We start from the raw sequence: 17,464 nt of genomic DNA, 5'->3' as shown, positions 1-17,464 counted from the left end.
CCGAAGTAGCCAAAGGGTGAGAACTGCACTACTATCAGCCTCAGTCAACGGTTTTGAAACTGTCTAAGACTTGCGATCGCTCAAATAAATGCTAATTATTCTCAATTGCCAGTCTAATCGAAAAGGGGAGACAGGAACGAAAAATTTTTCTTTAAAAAAGTCACCGGTCTCCGGTAAATGGCGATCGCTGAGAGACGAAAATCTTCTTAATGCCGGCAAAATTCTCCCTTGCAAGGGAGATTCCCCCAGCTATCTACCAATTAATTGCACCCAGCTACTGGGAACAGAAAAAGCTATATTTATAAGTAAATCAAATCTGTCTTTCTGTTTAAAGACCCATGGATAACAAAGTTCTCGACGTTCGCCATCTCACCGTTGAATTTTCTAATCAGAAAAGAACAACAGTCGCCGTTAATAACATTAGTTTTAGCTTGCAGAAAGGTCAAGTTCTCGGTTGTGTGGGGGAGTCGGGTTCAGGAAAATCTGTCACCTCCCTCGCACTCATGGGATTGGTTCCCTCTCCGGGAAAAATTACCGGGGGAGAAATTTGCTTTCGTCCAGCAAAAGGTCAGTCAATGCAAGTAGTAGATTTATTATCTATTCCCCCGGAAGAATTGCGTTATTATCGCGGGGGAGAAATGGCAATGATTTTCCAAGAACCAATGAGTTCTCTTAATCCAGTGTATAACATCGAGTTTCAACTCACCGAAGCAATTTTACTGCATCAAAAAGTCACCACCGAACAGGCAAAAAATCAAGCAATGTCTCTACTGCAAGAAGTGCGTTTATTACCCAGTGATGAACAGTTAGAGGAGAAGTATATAGAAACTTTTCCCTTAGAAAATAAGGGTCATGTTAGGGAAAAAATTAGAACTTATATTCAAGAACAAAAAGAAGCAATTCTCAAGCGTTATCCTCACGAATTATCGGGGGGACAATTACAAAGGGTAATGATTGCCATGGCGATTTCTTGTAATCCTACCCTATTAATTGCCGATGAACCAACCACCGCTTTAGATGTGACTGTCCAAGCAGAAATATTAAGATTATTACGAGATTTGTGTAAAAGCGATCGAGAAATGTCGATGGTTTTTATATCCCACGATCTGGGAGTTATTAACGAAATTGCCGATCAAATTGTCGTAATGTATCAAGGAGAAATTGTCGAACAGGGGACTAAAGAAGAAGTATTAAATTCTCCCCAACATCCCTACACAAAAGGTTTACTTGCCTGTCGTCCTCGCTTAAACTCTCGTCCCGAAAAATTACCCACCGTCAGCGATTTTTTACAAGTGGAAAAAGACTCCGAAGGTAAGATTATTGAACTACAGGAAATTACTCCACCAGCAGTTAAATTTATTACTCTCCAGGAGGAAGAAAGCAGAATTGAAGGGTTACAACATCACGAGAATATTTTATCGGTAGAAAACTTATCGGTTAGATTTCCAGTTAAGGGAGTTTTCGGGCAAGTAAAGACCTTTTTTAATGCCGTAGATCAGGTCAGTTTTGCCGTTAAACAGGGGGAAACTCTCGGTTTAGTCGGTGAGTCGGGATGCGGAAAATCCACCTTAGCAAGGACAATTCTGCGCTTAATTCCCGCCACTTCTGGAAATATCTATTTCCGAGGAGAAAATCTTGCTAAATTAAACCCCAGTGAGCCAAAATTAAGATTACTACGCCGGGAATTACAGATAGTTTTTCAGAATCCCTACAACTCCCTAAATCCCCGTTTATCCATCGGTAAAGCAATTTTAGAACCGATGGTTATTCATCATACCGGCGGCAATTCCCAAAAGCGACGGCAACGAGTAGAATATTTATTAGAACGAGTTAAACTCGATCCTACTTGGTTTGATCGCTATCCCCATCAATTATCGGGAGGACAACGACAAAGGGTTTGTATTGCCCGCGCTTTAGCCTTAAATCCTCAGTTTATCATCTGTGATGAATCTGTCTCTGCTTTAGATGTTTCCGTACAAGCGGGAGTCTTAAATTTACTCAAAGAATTACAGCAGGAATTTAATCTCACTTATATCTTTATTTCCCACGATTTAAGTGTTGTCAGATTTATGAGCGATCGCATTATGGTGATGAATAAAGGTAAAATTGAGGAAATCGGTACAGCTAACGAAATTATCAACTCTCCCCAAAGCGATTACACCCGCAAACTTATCGCTTCCATTCCCCAATTTACCCAAAGTCTTGCTAGTTAAAATTAGCCATCAAACCGAAAGGATTAGCTGCCTCTAATTGTGCCGATAAACCTAACAAAGTGATTTCATCAGCAGGTTTACCCACTAACTGGATTCCCACGGGTAAACCCTGACTATCCACTCCTGTGGGTAAAGCAATCGCAGGTAAACCACTCGCATTAGCAATCGGGGAAGGGGCAATCCAAGCAATCATCTTATCAACCGCTGCTTCCGGTGGTAAATTTTCCCACTCACCAATTCCGGGGGGTTGATGTAGGAAAATGGGCAAAAGTAAGACATCAAAATTATCAAACATCGCCACAATTTGCCGCGAAATAATGTGCATCTGCTGCACTGCTTGCAGGTACTCCCCCGCGCTGCCAGAATTCTCTAATAACCATTGGTTAAGGGGACTTAATAACTGCTTGGGAATTCCCGTCGCTGCCGTTCCCGCTTGCCAAATACGGCGAAAAGGAGCGATTAACGCCTGTAAATCGGGAGAATACTCCGTTAAATGATGCCCCATGTCCTCTAAAATTTTAGCCGTAGCGAGGACAGCATTTTTATAGACGGAAGCCGCCTCGCCGAAGGGGGATATGGAAGTAGAAAAAGCGATTCTTAGGGGTTTTACGGCTCTCTGAGTGGCTTCTAGGAAAGAAAAGGGCGGATCTGGTAGCCAGTAGGGATCGCCCGTCGTATAGCCAGAAATCACGGTAAGCAGCGCAGCCCCATCTGCCACCGTCTTAGAAAGAGTGCCGTTAGTGGCGATACCGCTTTGAAATTCCCCCACCGGGGCATAGGAAACGCGCCCACGACTGGGTTTTATCCCCACCAAACCGCAACAACCCGCCGGAGTACGAATGGAACCACCACCGTCGGAACCCTGGGCAATCGGGCAGAAACCCGCCGCTACCGCCGCCGCCGCGCCGCCACTGGAACCTCCTGCGGTATAATCGCGGTTGAAGGGGTTACGAGTCGGCAAAAAACCCGGATTTTCGGTGTAGGGAAAGGAACCTAGTTGGGAAGTGGCAGTTTTGCCCAGAAGGATAAAACCCGCCATTTTCATTCTGGTGACGATTCCTTCGTCATATTGGGCGATATTTCCCTGTAAAGCGGCGACTCCGTAACTAACCGGCATTCCAGCGACGGCATTTAAGTCTTTAATGGCGGTGGGAACTCCAAAAAAAGGCGGTAATTCGGCAGTAGCGGCGATTTGACTTAATTGTTCCGTTTGGGCGCCAGCGGTGGCTAGGGCGCTTTCCCTGGCGACATGGACAAAACTACCAATTTGACAGTCAAATTTCTCAATTCTGTCGAGGTATAAATGGGTTAATTCTAGGGGGGAGATTTGTTTAGTGCGAATCAGTTGGGCTAATTCTAGGGCAGATTTTTGCAATAATTCATCACTCATGAGCGATCGAGTTAAAATAGGTAAGTGAAAATAATTATATTCGTTAGTGGGAAGATGGTTTTAAAGGAAAAAAGAAAAAGTAAAAAAAGTCCATTGCCGTAAAAATTTCCCTATCCCCTATCCCCCGTTCTCTTGGAAAATTATGACCTCACAGTTAATTGAAATTCTCTCGGCTGACGAAATTCGTCGCACCATTACCCGTTTAGCTTCCGAAGTTATCGAAAAAAGTGGCGATTTAAATAACTTGATTTTGATCGGTATCTACACGCGAGGAGTGCCTTTAGCTAATTTAATTGCTAGTCAAATCGAGAGCTTAGAAGGGGTAAAAGTTCCCGTGGGAGCGATCGATATTACCTTCTATCGCGACGATCTCGATCGCATTAAAACCCGCACTCCTGCTAAAACCAAAATGCCCCTAGATGTCACGGGAAAAACCGTGATTTTAGTTGATGATGTTATCTATAAAGGTCGCACGATCCGCGCCGCTTTTAATGCTATTATTGAGTATGGCAGACCGCAAAAAATTCGCCTATTAGTCCTCGTTGATCGTGGTCATCGGGAATTACCAATTCACCCAGATTTTACGGGCAAAAAACTCCCCACCGCAGCCGAGGAACAGGTCAGAGTTTATCTACAGGAGATTGACGGCAAAGATGGGGTGGAATTAATCAAATAAAGAGGAGTTAAGACTATTAGCGAGGAAGGAGTTTGGTAACTAATCCCCAGAGGAAAATAAACAGGATTGCCCCGATAATAGCCACAAAAATACCCGGTATGCTCAAGCTAGAACTCCCTAGGGCAAAACTGCCAGTTTGAAGCAAATTTAACAGGGTTCCCCCCACAAAAGCCCCGATAATTCCTAGCAAAGTCGTGGCAAAAATACCACCCCCCTGTCGCCCAGGATAAATAGCTTTTGCGATCGCACCAGCAATAAAGCCCAAAATTATCCAAGAAATGACATTAATCATGATTTTAATCCCGTTCAGTTAATTTTGTCTTTGATGTTTTCGATTGCGTCCTGGGCGGCGTTTTTCATGTCCTCCAACAAATTTTCTGCCTTATCTTTGACATCAGCTGCCACGTTCATTGCCGCTGCTTGTACCTGCTTTAATTCTCCTTCTGCTTTCATTTTCTCGTCGCCAGTTAATTCTCCAGCAGCCGATTGTACTTTCCCCTCGACATTTTTGGCAGCCGCTTTCATTTTGTCTTCGATGCTCATAAATTTTTCCTCGGTCAAGAAATTGTTCTTGTTATTTTTATAACACAAATGCGGTAATTACTGCCCTTTAAAAACGTAAATAAATCCTAAGTTTTTGGGAATAATTATTATTGGTTTCGCCATTGAGAGCGATCTATATCTGGCAAGGCTTGCGCTTATTGTTAATTTTTTTGCCGTTTAAAAAACTTAACAAATTTAACCATCGAATCACCAGAGCCTGCTGAAGCTTTCAGCCTCTATATATTTGCTAAATACAAAAATGATCTATTTTTAGGGCAAGGTAAAAGCAGCAATTACGGGATAATGATCGGAAGGAATAAGATTCAACCAACGAGAACGATCTACTTTTGCCCAATCTAACTGCAAACGGCTATCATAATAAATTGTATCGATGGCTAAATAAGGGGTATCGGTGTAATTATTAAAGCTCATTTGTTCTGCTAATTCCAAATCTGCTAAAGCATCCTTTAATTTAATTTCTGACTGGAGATGTTGAGTTAAAATCTGACGGGGTAATCGTTGATAATTAACATTAAAATCCCCCGTTAAAAACAGGTAATCTTCTGTTAAATCTAGTTGACAAAAACGCTCCTGTATGCACTTAGCCCCTAAGTCCTTAGCTTTGTCGCTATAGTAATCGAGATGGGTGTTATAAAACTGCAAAGTTTGCCCCTCAAGATTGCGAAATTTAGCCCCCGTTACCATGCGGGGATAAGGATTACCCCAAGCTTCAGTGATACTGCCAACAATATCGGGAGTTTCTGATAGCCAAAATTCGTAAATTTCCAAACATTTTAACCGACTTGGTTGATATAAAATCGCACAATGTTCATCTAATCCTGTTCCCCTGCGATCACTGCCTAAACTTTGATATTTTGGCAATAAACGGTGTAAATCCAATAATTGATTAGCGCGAGCTTCCTGAGTACCAATTATATCAGGAGAATAGTGAGCAATTAAAGCCGCGACTGCTTCCCTTCTTACTCGCCAATTACGCTCATCGGGATCAGGTTTATCGTAGCGAATATTAAAGGACATTGCTGTTAGTTTCATAGGAAAATGGATAATGAGGAAGGAAATAGAGAGTTTTGTCAGTGAACAGTGAACAGTGAACTAAAAACTCACATCTGATAACTGATAACTGATTCAAGGCTGACTCCTAATAATTAATTATCAGGATTTTTTGGCAATTGTCCAGAAGGGAAAAGTCTGACTGGGATTGATGATAACTCCCGTGATGCCATTGCGAGCAAAAGCGTATTCCTTGGTTTGCCAAAGGGGAATATAGGGAACTTCATCGGCGAGAATTTCTTGAATTTTGCCAAAAATTTGCTTTCTTTTGGCTGGGTTAGTTTCCCGACGGGATTGGGCGATTAATTGATTCATTTCTTGACTATAAAAAAATGAGCCTTGACTTTGTGATCCTCCCTCTTCGCAGCCAGTTTCTGGGGAACCTTTAGCACAATCTAAAAAGGGATAAATATAGTTATCTGCATCCAAAAAATCGGGATACCAATTAGATAGGGCAGTGGTATAAAGTCCCTGGCTAATATTACGGAAAAAGGCCGCTCCTAGTATACTATTAGGTTCAAATTGAATCATATTATCTAAATCCCGTTTTGCTAGAGCTTTCATCACCGCCGCCACGCTGCTGGAAGTGATCGATCCCGAGGAGTGCCAAACTTCTACAATTGCGGGTTTTTCTGGACTATAACCAGCAGTTTTTAGTAATTGTTTTGCTTGCTCTATATTATGGTTGCCATAGCGCTCTTTAAACACTGGTTGTGACTCGGAAAAAGTAGTAGGAATGAGACTAAAAAGAGGGATGCCTTGACCTTGTAAAATGCGATCATTAAGTAAATCTCGATCGACTAGAGAAGCAATTGCTTGTCGTACTAAAATATTATCGGTGGGTTCACTTTTGAGATTGACGCTCATAAAGTTAATTGCTGCCCCAGAAGATTCGATCACTTGCCATTTTCCCTGGGCTGCTTCTGTGCGTAATTTTCTCACTTGAGGAGGCAGTAAAGATTGATAAGCAATATCTACCGCCCCCGTCTGAAAACCGTTAAACAAATTGGCAGGATTCGAGAGATAAATTTGAACATTAACTTCCTTATTTTTGGCCGGTTCTCCCCAATAGCGATCGAAGGCTTCTAAACTAAAAGAATCGCTGGTAACTGCTTTTAATCGATAATGTCCTGTGCCGATAAATTCTTCGGGTTTAAATTTCCCTTCGCCAATTTGATAAAATTTTGGTGAAACCGCACAGGCTCCAGGGTAAGCTAAAAGAGCAGGAAAGGCGGCAAAAGGTCTGGTTAATTTAATAGTAATTTCGTCTTCTTTGGTAGCGGTGATTTTATCAATTGTATCCTGGAGAAGAAAGGAAGGTTCACCACCATTTTTTATAAATCTTTCTAGGGAAAACTTCATCGCATCTGCGTTAAAAACCGTCCCATCATGAAAGATAACTCCTCGACGTACTGGGATAGTATAAGTCAAACCATCGGGGCTAATTTTGGGTAATTCCGTGGCCAGGAGAGGCTTTAAATTAGTGGTTCCTTCTGCGTAGGTGTAGAGAGTTTCACCGAGATTATAAATAATAAAAAGTCCTGCTAACTCATAACTATCAGCAGGATCGATCGAGCGTGGTTTTAGGGTTGTCCCAATCATCAGGCGATCGCTATTCCCCTGAAGTAAATTGGAATTAGTGGACTGACAGCCCACAGTCAGAAGAAGACAGAGGCAAAATAAACTTAAATAGCGATAAAGTTGGCGTAAAGGTCTCATCGATGGCGATTAACGGCAGCTAGGTATCAATCAATCCTATCATTTTTGTGCATAATCTTTTCTTCTAGGTTCCCTTAAGGAACTAGGTTGATTGCTTAATTGGTTGGGGAAAATTATTCAATAACTGCACTAATTACCCAGACAATTAACCTAAATTTTCTAGTCGAGGATGGCCAAAACTTGATCAATTTGGCCAAGAGGAAGAGCAATAGCTTAAAAGTCTTATTTCTTGAAGATCAGTGATTGCATCTGGTTCAGAATAGCTGGAGCTATGGAGGCAGATCAACAGGGGAATGGGTCAGATTTTTAAGCCTAGATCAGGTTCCAGCAACGAATTAGAAACTCATCTTCTTTTATCTATCAGCCATTTAGGTTAATCCTGTCCCCTCTAAACAAGCTCGATCGAAAATTGCCCCCGTGGTTATTGCCGAGGCTAAACTAGCACAAAGAAGATTGGCATCAGTAAAATTTGTTCCCCGTAAAACCGCCCCGAAAAAAATTGCTTCCTCTAAATCGGTTGCCGACATATCTGCCCCGGACAGATTAGCGCTAGTAAAATCCGCATGGGTTAAAATCGCCCCGACAAAACTCACTCCCCGGCCATCGACACCGCGAAAATCCGCCCCAGACAAATCTAGATGATTAAAAACAGCCCCAGCTAAAAAAGCGCCGGCCAAACTTGCCCCAGTGACGATCGCATCAAGGAGAATTGCCCCGCGTAAATCGGCATTACGAAAATCTGCTCCCCTTAAATTTGCCCCTGTCAGGTCAGCACCGCGTAAATTTGCCCGTAAATTCGCCTCAGCTAGGTCTGCACCCGCTAAATCAGCCCCTGACAAGTTCATGCCCGCTAAATCTTTTATCTCACCCTGACGAATTGCTAATAAATCAATACTGGGAAAAGTCATGTTCAGCCACGGTTAAATACTGTAAAAATATCTTAGAATATTCGTAAACCTTTGTTAAGAAAGCGCTCCATGTCCCTAGAGCTATTATCCCTAGAAAATATTGAAGAAATCGCCCACCAATACGGATACTGGGCAGTATTTATCGGCATCACCCTCGAAAATACCGGGATTCCCATCCCAGGAGAAACCATCACCATTGTCGGCGGCTTCCTTGCCGGTAGCGGTGATTTAAACTATTGGTTAGTTTTAGTCAGCGCAATTACAGGAGCAGTTTTGGGCGATAATTTTGGCTATTGGCTCGGTCGCGCTGGAGGTTGGCCGTTTTTGTTAAAAGTTGGCAAATTCTTTCGGATTCCGCCTCAAAAACTAGAATTAGCCAAGGAACAATTTAGTAAAAATGCACCCCGGGCGGTCTTTTTCGGTCGCTTCGTGGCTTTGTTAAGAATCTTTGCAGGTCCCATGGCGGGAATTGCCCGAATGCCCTACGGTCGCTTTTTCCTCTGTAATCTCGGTGGGGCCACGGTGTGGGCGACGATTATGGTGACATTATCCTTCTTTTTAGGCCGCTTGTTACCCTTGCACCAGTTAGTTACTTCTATGGCTCGTTTTGGTATCTTGGCTTTAATTATCGTCCTGGCTTGGACAATTATCCACCCCATCCTTGAGTCACGGAAAACGGCGGTTTAAGTTCGTCATTTCAGTTATCAGTGATCAGTTATCAGTTATAAACGGCAAAATTAAGGATTAAATTGTATAAAATCTCTAAATAGACCATTTAGTTAATTATTATTCATTCTTAATTCTCCTGACTACTGACTACAGGCTACTGACTCCTAAACCTAACAGCAATTTTTGATTTTTACAAGAGGTCTAGTGACTAAGCTGTACTGAATTTAAACTGCGTATTGAAATTTTAGTACAAGTGTTCAAGATGCTTCTCCCTGATCCGCAGCTCCGGCACTCCCCTGCAATCTTAACGAGTAATTTAGATAGTCAACAGCTTACCTCATTCTTGACGGGGAGCGATTCATGGTGTTAATATAATTTTGTCCAAGATTACAACTATACATCAACGGTGATTGCCAAAAAAATTACTTTTTCTAATGGATTGGAATGTTACTACAGTAGTAGCAAAGAGGAAACAGAATACATTTTTTCGGAAATATTTACTGAAAGGCAATATGAAGGGCATAATATCATCATCAAAGAAGGCGATGTAATCTTTGATGTTGGAGCTAATATCGGTCTCTTCTCTATTTTTGTCAAGGGAGTTGAACCAACAGCAAAAGTTTTCGCCTTTGAGCCAATCAAGGCAACTTTTGATGTTTTGCAAAAAAATATTCATTTGCATTCTTTAGAGGATGTTGTTTTATTTAACTGTGGATTAAGTTCAGAAAATAACCCAGCAAAAATCTTTACTTTTTATCCCAATATGTCTGCTAATTCAACCACGAAGCCAGAGGATACGCTGGCTGAATTAGAAGATATTAAAGTCGATCAGAATTCCCCAAAAATAGAAAATTTGTTTGAAGAGTTTTTCCAAGAAAAAGAACAAGTAGTCTGTGAAGTAAGAACTCTATCCTCCGTAATTAATGAACTCGGTATTGACTCCATCGATTTATTGAAAATTGACGTGGAAGGAGAAGAATACGAAGTATTTCAAAGCATCAAAGCTAAAGACTGGCCAAAAATTAAGCAAATAGTGGCTGAAATTCACGATAAAAAGGGACGCTTAAAACAAATAAGCCAAATGCTGGCGGACAATGGCTTCAAAATTCAACTAGAAAAAAGAGACTTGCTACCTTCGACATTTGTGGATATTTTCCATTTATACGCTGTGCGTTAGTGGTTGAATTTTTATTGTCAAAGTTAATCTATTTTTCCAGAAAATTGGTTAATAACTGACTGAAACGTTGGGCAATAATCGGGGCATCAAATTCTGAAACTTTCGCTCTACCTGCCTTCCCTAAGGAACGAGCTTTTTCTGGATTGAGAAGCACTTCCGCTAATTTACTGGCTAAATCTTCGGCATCTAAGGGGTTGGCTAATAGACCTTGTACACCATCTTCAATCAACTCCGGTGTCGAGGAGGAACGACTGGCGACAATCGGTTTATAACTGGCCATAGCTTCAGCAAAAACTATACCAAATCCTTCTTGCAGACTAGGTAAACAAAAAACTTGACAATCAAGATATTCTTGGATCAGTTCTTGATAGGAAAGATAGCCGAGAAAAGTAACATTTTGCTCTAAATTGAGTTCTTGTGCCAGACGGCGTAAATTATTCCATTCAGGACCTTTGCTGGCAATTCGTACCTCTACATCAGGTATTTGACGGCGGAGAATTGCGGCGGCGCGGATCAAAGTGGCAACATTTTTGCGGGGATACTGGACACCGACACAAAACACCGTCGGCCTCCTCTGCTCGCGGTTTTTTTCCTCATACTTGACCGAGGCGACCGCTGCATCCCACCCTTTGAGATCAATTAGAGAATGAACAATTTCGATATTGCCATCATACTGATAAAGTTGCTTGAGTCTAGTGCGGGAATATTCACTGATAGAGATGACCAGATCGGCACGATGGACGTTCACTTTCTCGGCTTTTGCCATCAATTCTAGAGAAGTTCGCACCCAACCCCGCTCAAAGGTGGCCTCATCGGCAATAATACCAAGAATATAAACAATAAAGGGTACTTTCAGGCGATCGCTGATGGCGTAACCATCCATATCGTAACCCACCACCAGATCATAGTCGTCAAAACAACGGGGATCGAGTCGCCAATTCCAAAGAAAGCGATGAGCCATATAACCTAACGGACCCGATGCTTTGGCCGGCGAGAAGACATCAACCACATGACCCTGGGAGCGCAACTCGTTGGTCAGATGGATATTGGTGACGAAGGTACCACTTCCGAGCTTGACATTTTGGGGAGTTGCTGTGATGATTGCTATCTTCATTTTTTGTCAAAGTTTATGGCAGCGGTTGGATGATGATGGGAAAGTCAGAACAAATAAGGTAGGCGGGAGTAGGTGCGAATCAAATCTTGATTTTACCTGATAACATTCTCAAAATCTATGGACGAACCGAGATTTTTGCGTCTGTTAGCCTTTTTTTGTCAAAACGATGAAATGTGCATATCGAGTATCTGGGATCATTTTTATCTTGAATAGATTCATCGAAAATTTTCGGTCTGAAACCCCGTCCTTTAAAAATAGGCATTAGGATGTGAGAAAACAAACGCAGATTGATTACTTATCCATAGGAAAGCGGTTATTTCTGATAACCGCTTCTGGAATTTTCCAAGAATCTCTTTAGCGTTCGCGGCGCCCGAAGTTTTTCCGCTCACCACCGCCACCACCACCACCAAAATTATCTTCTCTGGGACGAGCTTTATTAACTTTCATCTGTCGTCCCATCCATTCGGCCCCGTCAAGAGTTTCGATCGCTTTTGCTTCTTCCTCATCGGAGGACATTTCCACAAAACCAAAACCGCGCATTTTACCGGTTGCTTGATCTACGGGCAAGTAAACGCGAACAACTGTGCCGTATTCAGCGAATACACCCTGCAAGTCCTCTTTAGTGACTTCATAAACCAGATTACCAACGTAAATCGTCATGGATTGTCTCCCAAGATCATAGCCATTTTGAGAAGGAGATCGGACACAACCCAGTCAAGGCCATCAGGGAAAAACCGCTTCTGTTTGAAACCAATGCTGCTACCGAACCTAACTACTCTCTTTAAACTAGCATAGCTGATCAGTGATCAGTAGTAGTATGGATTATTAATAGCATTTTTCTTTATTCATCGCCCTCACCCTCTCCCTTCTCTCCTTTTCTGGTAGACGGGGTGAGGGCAATTAACCATCTCTGCCATCACTTGTGAAAAATGGCGTTAGGCGGCATTATCTTGGGAATCTTTAATCCCTAAAGGCCGAGATTTTTTCTTCAATGTGGCCATGGCACCACCAAGAGTTAAAATTGCCAACACTGTGCTAGGCTCTGGTATAGCTTGTGAAGCGATACCGATACTTCTTGCGTTTAAATTAGGTTCAAAGGCTTGTGAAGCGATACCGATATTTCCTATAACGTTTAAATCAGGTTTAAATACTTGTGAACCAATGCTTTTTCCGTTTAAATTAAGAGAAGCAACAAACCCATCCCCTGCAACTAAACCATCTGTGTCCAATGACAAGGATAAATAGGCAGCTAGTATATCTGAACGGGTAATTTTGAAATCAAAGGGTACAAAGCCATTGGTTATAGCAAAAGCACCAGAACCAGCTAAGGTCAGATCAATACCATCTGCTGGGATCGCGCCAGGGGGAGTTGTAAATTTAGAAGAGGATTGTGATGACAATTTTTCAAAGAACAATGGAATGAATATCTTCCCCCGAGGAGTGATAACAATATATATGATCTTGTGAATACGAATTGGTCTCGGTCTTCGAGAATTATCAATTCTGAAACTTAAATCAAAAGTATCGCCAGGCTTAAAAGTAGAGGGCAAAAAGCGAGAAAACTCGTTTTCGTAACTGACGATAGCCGCATCTGCTTTGGCACTATTAAGCAATGCTAAACTGACGCCCAATGCAACACCTAATGCTGGGAGTTTTTTCATGCTGATATGAAGTTTTTGTAAGTTGACGTGAAATGATGATAAGTATTTTTACTTAATCTGTCAAGCAATTTCTAGTAAGTTCAATATTTCTGATTGAATATCATTCTATTGATAAGATATATGGCATTGAAATTTTAATAGCAATTTCAGCGAGAAGATAGCCTGCGAGCCTGAATCTGAAGCGGCAGCCAAGCTTTTAGCTATCAGCCGTCAGCTTTTTTCTCCCCAACTTCCCCACTCCCCACTGATCACTGTTTACTGATTACTGTTTACTGCTCACTGATTAGGGTAGCCAAGGATATTGACTAAAATCGGGGGGACGTTTTTCGAGGAAAGCCTGTTTACCTTCGGCTCCTTCGGCGGTCATATAGTAGAGTAAAGTGGCATTGCCCGCTAACTCCTGTAAACCCGCTTGACCATCACAATCAGCATTAAAAGCCGATTTTAGGCAGCGAATCGCCAAGGGACTTTTTTCGAGAATTTCTAAGGACCATTTAACCCCTTCCTGCTCTAATTCCTCCACCGGGACGACATGGTTAACCAAACCCATTGCTAAAGCTTGTTGGGCGTTATACTGCCGACAGAGAAACCAAATCTCGCGAGTTTTTTTCTGACCCACTCCCCGGGCTAGATAACTAGAGCCAAAACCGCCGTCAAAACTGCCCACTTTCGGACCGGTCTGGCCAAAAATGGCGTTATCCGCTGCTAAGGTTAAATCACAAACCAAGTGTAAAACATGACCACCACCGACCGCATAACCTGCCACCAGCGCGATAACTACCTTGGGGATGGAGCGAATTAATTTCTGTAAATCCAGCACGTTGAGCCGGGGTACGCCGTCATCGCCAATATAACCCGCCTGACCGCGCACCGTCTGATCGCCGCCGGAACAAAAAGCATACTTGCCGTCGCTGTGGGGACCTGCACCCGTGAGCAGTACCACCCCAATGCGCGCATCCTCGCGAGCATCACAGAAAGCGTCGTAAAGCTCAAAAACTGTTTTTGGACGGAAGGCATTACGCTTATGGGGGCGATTGATGGTAATTTTGGCGATTCCCCCCCATTTATGGTAAAGAATATCCTCGTAGGTTTTTACGGATTGCCATTCAACGCTCATGGTCTCGGTTATAGGCACAGCTTTTTTACCTTACCTCATTTTGTTAGCTATTGCTCAAGTTCTTGTCTATATTGATACGTTTACTGATCACAGCAAAAAAGTTAGCTGCTCCCTGTTTTTTCAATCTTCAAAACCAACACTGCTGGCAACTCCTGTAATTCCGGTCATCTCCTCACTACTGTTGGCATCAAGGAAACGATCCAAGTCATCAAAAGTGATTCCGTAGGCAATAGTTCTATCTTGGTATCCTTTCAGACTGACGGTATGTTGAGCAAAAACTTGCTGGAGATGGGGTAACCCGATGAGATAACTGTAGGTAGTTGCTCCGATGGCTAAATCCCTACCCATTTCTTTAGTAGCCGACTCTAAACGAAAAGCGGCGTTGACCGTATCGCCGATCGCCGTATAATCTGGATGTTCACCGCTGCCAGTATTGCCCACCATGGCATAACCGGTATTCACCGCCGCACCGATGCGTAATTGGAAGGGTAAGGGATATTGTTCGCTTAAGGTGCGAGTCATGTTGTCTAGTTGCGTAATTGCTTGGAAAATTTGCAGGATATCCTCTTGATTGACTTCCTCTTGGCCGTGAAACCAGATGGCCATGATCGCATCACCAATATATTTATCTACCCAACTGCCGGAACTGCGGATAATACCCCCCGCATGGCGAAACCAATTGCCAATCAGACAAGAAAGCACTTTTTCGTCTAATTGCTGGGTTAAAGCCGTAAAATTCCGCATATCCACCACCATCACCGATGTTAAGCACCGTTCATGGACGGCAGAGGTGAGGGTATCCCATTCTAAATTACGCGGTTGCTTGCCTACATTAGTGGGGGTAGGACGATAGAACTGCACTTCGGTTTTGCCAAAGGTGATCCGATCTTTGTTATAGAGAGTCACTGGAATGGCTACCCTTCTGCCATTGACAAACGTTCCATTGCGACTACCGAGATCGATCAGATAAAAATCTCCTGTTTCCGTGGATTGTAAAATAGCGTGGTTGCGGGAGATACAGTGATCTTTAATCACGATATCGTTATCTTTGCTCCGTCCGATCGTCCAGTAAGGTCTCCCCACGAGAGGGAAAAAACGCTGTCCCTTCTCGGTATGGAGTAGTAAATAGGGATTTTGTCCTAGTATATCCACGGGTGCATGAGCGGCGATCGACAGGCGGTGCTAACTAGATAGTTTATTCTATTTACCAGAAATGGAAATGACCTAGAACAACTCTTAGGCCAGAGAAGCGGTAATCCAAAATAAACCATCGACTAAAATTGTACTCAATACGGCTCCGCTAAATGCCCACCAATGAGATACCCGTTTTTGCAAAGGATAGATACCGATCGCTAAGAGCAGGTTGAGCAGTACGATCGCCCAACTGATGCCCCAGGGGGTCTGAATTTGGGCTAAGGCGTTATCAAATATCGGCGATACTAGGTTGGGGTCTAGTTCCACGGTCATTAGTTGTCGCCAGTAGGGAATTAGTCCGGTTAGATAGAAATATAAGTCGGTGATGGCGGTTCCTAACAAAGAACCAAGATAGAAAAGATTGCCTACTTTGCCGCGACCTTTGTATAATCCCCAAAGAGCAAAGGGCAGCCCGATCGCTTCCATGGGAATATGGATCAAGGGTTCCCAACGCCACCAACCCCAGTACAGAGAACCAGCTAACCAACTCCAACTAAAGCCCAAAAGTAAATCCCCCCAAAGACTGATTTTTGCCTGTTTGAGCAGCCACATCCCTAACCCCACCCAGAAAACGGTTAAACCTAGGCTAATTTCGGGATAGTAGCGCACTAGGGGCGCTTGCATGAACACAGGTACTGATACCAGAAATGCTGCTGTCCAAAAGACGGATTGACATTTTTCCCAGTTAGGGACTAGGGGTTTCAGGCGATCGGGATTACTGGGGACTAGGGTAGAGTTGAGCAAAGGATTTCAGAATTGTTACAAAACTTTACTTATATTAGGATACATCATTCTCTCTCTACTATATCCCCCCTAGGGGCATTTTGATAAATTAAAAAATTGTTTTTAGCGATGCCCTATCCTGTTAGAATCGAAACGAGAGCAGCGATCGAGGAGTCCCAAAAGTATGGCGGCAGGCCATGAAGAAAATCCCAGAATACCCCTAGATAAAGTTATTTTTGTCATTGCTTGCGTCTATCTAGGTTGGGTGGTGGCATGGCTCATCAGTCAAAAAAATGCCACTATCTCTCAAAATGGCACGATTTCCCCAGAAGATCAAAAATTTATCGCCTATCTGCAATCATCCCTGACTATTATTGATCGCCAAGGTCAAACTTCATCCCCCGATCCTCATCCTTCTCCCCAAAATAACCCTCCTCCGGTAGCCACGGTTCCACCACCACCCCCCGCTAATTTACCGGTTAATAATAGTCCTATAAAAAGAATTTACGTTCCGGTTGATCCCCAACCCCCTAAAACTACTGCCAAACTTGTCCCGGTTACACCCCCAAATACCGATATTTCTGCGGCACCATTTCCGGCTGCCCCCGAGGTGAATCAGCCCGTGGCAGCGGTTATGCCTACCAATAATCAGGTAAAAAATACCCTGGTGGGGGTGATGGATTTAGGCGATCAATCTTCAGCTTTATTCGATAATAAGGGCATAACTACTCGTATTTCTCCAGGGGAATTTATCAACGGTTGGACTTTAGTGGAAGTTGGCAATCAACAGGTTATTTTGTCTCGCAACGGCCAAACAAAAGTTTTAGAAGTGGGACAATCTTTTTAGGTTAAACGACGGATAAATTCCAGGGGTAAACCGTCTGTATCGGCAATAAAGGTGACTTCATAGACATGATCTCCGATCATCTGTTGTTGGGGGGGCAAAAGAATATTTAAAGGTTGATATAAATCGGCATCCTCTTGATGGGCTTGCTGAAAGTTATTTGTTAATTTTTCTAACCATTCTGGTAAATTGCTGATATTTTCTGTTAGGTCAAAAGACAAGTGATAATACCCGACATAATGCTGATCACCAAAGGCATCGGGGGCGGGTTTCGGTTGAGGAATTTGGATTAATTCGATGCGTCCGTTTAACCCGGTTAGCCAACAGGCCAAAGTATAACCCGTGGTGAATCTTTCCTCTAGGGTAAAACCGAGAAGTTGATAAAAAGCGATCGCCCGATGGATATTAGCGGTACGAATAGAAGCATGGTGCATTTTCAGTGATT

The 17,464-nt window shown here is 42.9% G+C and carries 18 protein-coding genes; 5 read left to right on the top strand and 13 right to left on the bottom strand.

Annotated elements, in window-relative coordinates:
* Positions 1–338: 338 nt before the first annotated feature.
* A complete protein-coding gene (locus MiAbW_RS03235; protein ID WP_151694901.1) occupies positions 339–2,213 on the top strand; it encodes an ABC transporter ATP-binding protein in 1,875 nt (624 codons plus the stop codon).
* Here MiAbW_RS03235 and MiAbW_RS03230 read toward each other — a convergent pair.
* Positions 2,206–3,603: an amidase gene (locus tag MiAbW_RS03230; RefSeq protein WP_151694900.1), complete on the bottom strand. Its 1,398-nt coding sequence runs from the start codon at positions 3,601–3,603 to the stop codon at positions 2,206–2,208. The genes MiAbW_RS03235 and MiAbW_RS03230 overlap by 8 nt on opposite strands.
* A 142-nt stretch (positions 3,604–3,745) precedes the next feature.
* Between MiAbW_RS03230 and pyrR the strand changes: the two genes are divergently transcribed.
* Positions 3,746–4,279, top strand: coding sequence for a bifunctional pyr operon transcriptional regulator/uracil phosphoribosyltransferase PyrR (pyrR, locus tag MiAbW_RS03225; protein ID WP_150976025.1), 534 nt, complete (start codon positions 3,746–3,748; stop codon positions 4,277–4,279).
* Between the two features lie 16 nt (positions 4,280–4,295).
* Here pyrR and MiAbW_RS03220 read toward each other — a convergent pair whose 3' ends face one another.
* From MiAbW_RS03220 to MiAbW_RS03200, 5 genes are all read right to left on the bottom strand, one after another.
* Entirely contained in the window at positions 4,296–4,571 is a 276-nt protein-coding gene (locus MiAbW_RS03220) for a GlsB/YeaQ/YmgE family stress response membrane protein (protein ID WP_172967336.1), read from the bottom strand.
* Positions 4,572–4,585: 14 nt separating this feature from the next.
* The gene (locus MiAbW_RS03215) at positions 4,586–4,822 is read right to left on the bottom strand and encodes a CsbD family protein (protein ID WP_052278120.1); all 237 of its coding nucleotides are present in this window, start codon (positions 4,820–4,822) and stop codon (positions 4,586–4,588) included.
* Positions 4,823–5,092: 270 nt separating this feature from the next.
* The gene (locus tag MiAbW_RS03210) at positions 5,093–5,875 is read right to left on the bottom strand and encodes an endonuclease/exonuclease/phosphatase family protein (RefSeq protein ID WP_151694899.1); all 783 of its coding nucleotides are present in this window, start codon (positions 5,873–5,875) and stop codon (positions 5,093–5,095) included.
* Positions 5,876–5,995: 120 nt separating this feature from the next.
* Positions 5,996–7,612, bottom strand: coding sequence for an ABC transporter substrate-binding protein (locus MiAbW_RS03205; RefSeq protein WP_151694898.1), 1,617 nt, complete (start codon positions 7,610–7,612; stop codon positions 5,996–5,998).
* A gap of 368 nt (positions 7,613–7,980) precedes the next feature.
* On the bottom strand, positions 7,981–8,520 hold the full coding sequence (locus MiAbW_RS03200; protein WP_151694897.1) for a pentapeptide repeat-containing protein: 540 nt from the start codon (positions 8,518–8,520) through the stop codon (positions 7,981–7,983).
* Between the two features lie 69 nt (positions 8,521–8,589).
* On the opposite strand from MiAbW_RS03200, the gene MiAbW_RS03195 reads away from it, so the two are divergent.
* Together MiAbW_RS03195 and MiAbW_RS03190 are read left to right on the top strand one after the other, a co-directional pair.
* Positions 8,590–9,207, top strand: a complete 618-nt coding sequence (locus tag MiAbW_RS03195) for a DedA family protein (protein ID WP_151694896.1) — start codon at positions 8,590–8,592, stop codon at positions 9,205–9,207.
* A gap of 388 nt (positions 9,208–9,595) precedes the next feature.
* Positions 9,596–10,366 carry an FkbM family methyltransferase gene (locus MiAbW_RS03190; protein WP_151694895.1) on the top strand — a complete coding sequence of 257 codons (771 nt, stop codon included), beginning with the start codon at positions 9,596–9,598 and terminating at the stop codon, positions 10,364–10,366.
* A gap of 28 nt (positions 10,367–10,394) precedes the next feature.
* Here MiAbW_RS03190 and MiAbW_RS03185 read toward each other — a convergent pair whose 3' ends face one another.
* The 6 genes from MiAbW_RS03185 to MiAbW_RS03160 form a co-directional block, all read right to left on the bottom strand.
* Positions 10,395–11,480: a glycosyltransferase family 4 protein gene (locus MiAbW_RS03185; protein WP_151694894.1), complete on the bottom strand. Its 1,086-nt coding sequence runs from the start codon at positions 11,478–11,480 to the stop codon at positions 10,395–10,397.
* Positions 11,481–11,834: 354 nt separating this feature from the next.
* Positions 11,835–12,140, bottom strand: coding sequence for an RNA recognition motif domain-containing protein (locus MiAbW_RS03180; RefSeq protein WP_151694893.1), 306 nt, complete (start codon positions 12,138–12,140; stop codon positions 11,835–11,837).
* 275 nt (positions 12,141–12,415) lie between these two features.
* On the bottom strand, positions 12,416–13,141 hold the full coding sequence (locus MiAbW_RS03175; RefSeq protein ID WP_151694892.1) for a PEP-CTERM sorting domain-containing protein: 726 nt from the start codon (positions 13,139–13,141) through the stop codon (positions 12,416–12,418).
* A gap of 283 nt (positions 13,142–13,424) precedes the next feature.
* The gene (gene menB, locus MiAbW_RS03170; RefSeq protein ID WP_151694994.1) at positions 13,425–14,258 is read right to left on the bottom strand and encodes a 1,4-dihydroxy-2-naphthoyl-CoA synthase; all 834 of its coding nucleotides are present in this window, start codon (positions 14,256–14,258) and stop codon (positions 13,425–13,427) included.
* Positions 14,259–14,378: 120 nt separating this feature from the next.
* Positions 14,379–15,410: an adenylate/guanylate cyclase domain-containing protein gene (locus MiAbW_RS03165; RefSeq protein WP_151694891.1), complete on the bottom strand. Its 1,032-nt coding sequence runs from the start codon at positions 15,408–15,410 to the stop codon at positions 14,379–14,381.
* Positions 15,411–15,494: 84 nt separating this feature from the next.
* On the bottom strand, positions 15,495–16,196 hold the full coding sequence (locus MiAbW_RS03160; protein WP_151694890.1) for a DUF3120 domain-containing protein: 702 nt from the start codon (positions 16,194–16,196) through the stop codon (positions 15,495–15,497).
* A gap of 163 nt (positions 16,197–16,359) precedes the next feature.
* Between MiAbW_RS03160 and MiAbW_RS03155 the strand changes: the two genes are divergently transcribed.
* Entirely contained in the window at positions 16,360–17,022 is a 663-nt protein-coding gene (locus MiAbW_RS03155) for a hypothetical protein (RefSeq protein ID WP_151694889.1), read from the top strand.
* On the opposite strand, the gene MiAbW_RS03150 is transcribed toward MiAbW_RS03155, so the two are convergent.
* Positions 17,019–17,453, bottom strand: coding sequence for a VOC family protein (locus MiAbW_RS03150; RefSeq protein ID WP_151694888.1), 435 nt, complete (start codon positions 17,451–17,453; stop codon positions 17,019–17,021). The genes MiAbW_RS03155 and MiAbW_RS03150 overlap by 4 nt on opposite strands.
* Positions 17,454–17,464 lie beyond the last annotated feature (11 nt).

The sequence above is a fragment of the Microcystis aeruginosa NIES-4325 genome, from assembly GCF_008974145.1.
Lineage (GTDB): Bacteria > Cyanobacteriota > Cyanobacteriia > Cyanobacteriales > Microcystaceae > Microcystis > Microcystis aeruginosa_G.
Note: the sequence above shows the minus strand (reverse complement) of the source record. Positions and strands in the feature narration are given on the sequence as shown.

Coding starts and splice junctions, on each gene's coding strand:
- MiAbW_RS03185 (WP_151694894.1), bottom strand. CDS start 11,480: ATGAAGATAGCAATCATCACAGCAACTCCCCAAAATGTCAAGCTCGGA.
- MiAbW_RS03195 (WP_151694896.1), top strand. CDS start 8,590: ATGTCCCTAGAGCTATTATCCCTAGAAAATATTGAAGAAATCGCCCAC.
- MiAbW_RS03180 (WP_151694893.1), bottom strand. CDS start 12,140: ATGACGATTTACGTTGGTAATCTGGTTTATGAAGTCACTAAAGAGGAC.
- MiAbW_RS03220 (WP_172967336.1), bottom strand. CDS start 4,571: ATGATTAATGTCATTTCTTGGATAATTTTGGGCTTTATTGCTGGTGCG.
- MiAbW_RS03230 (WP_151694900.1), bottom strand. CDS start 3,603: ATGAGTGATGAATTATTGCAAAAATCTGCCCTAGAATTAGCCCAACTG.
- MiAbW_RS03175 (WP_151694892.1), bottom strand. CDS start 13,141: ATGAAAAAACTCCCAGCATTAGGTGTTGCATTGGGCGTCAGTTTAGCA.
- MiAbW_RS03155 (WP_151694889.1), top strand. CDS start 16,360: ATGGCGGCAGGCCATGAAGAAAATCCCAGAATACCCCTAGATAAAGTT.
- MiAbW_RS03210 (WP_151694899.1), bottom strand. CDS start 5,875: ATGAAACTAACAGCAATGTCCTTTAATATTCGCTACGATAAACCTGAT.
- MiAbW_RS03150 (WP_151694888.1), bottom strand. CDS start 17,453: ATGCACCATGCTTCTATTCGTACCGCTAATATCCATCGGGCGATCGCT.
- MiAbW_RS03215 (WP_052278120.1), bottom strand. CDS start 4,822: ATGAGCATCGAAGACAAAATGAAAGCGGCTGCCAAAAATGTCGAGGGG.
- MiAbW_RS03205 (WP_151694898.1), bottom strand. CDS start 7,612: ATGAGACCTTTACGCCAACTTTATCGCTATTTAAGTTTATTTTGCCTC.
- MiAbW_RS03235 (WP_151694901.1), top strand. CDS start 339: ATGGATAACAAAGTTCTCGACGTTCGCCATCTCACCGTTGAATTTTCT.
- pyrR (WP_150976025.1), top strand. CDS start 3,746: ATGACCTCACAGTTAATTGAAATTCTCTCGGCTGACGAAATTCGTCGC.
- menB (WP_151694994.1), bottom strand. CDS start 14,258: ATGAGCGTTGAATGGCAATCCGTAAAAACCTACGAGGATATTCTTTAC.
- MiAbW_RS03200 (WP_151694897.1), bottom strand. CDS start 8,520: ATGACTTTTCCCAGTATTGATTTATTAGCAATTCGTCAGGGTGAGATA.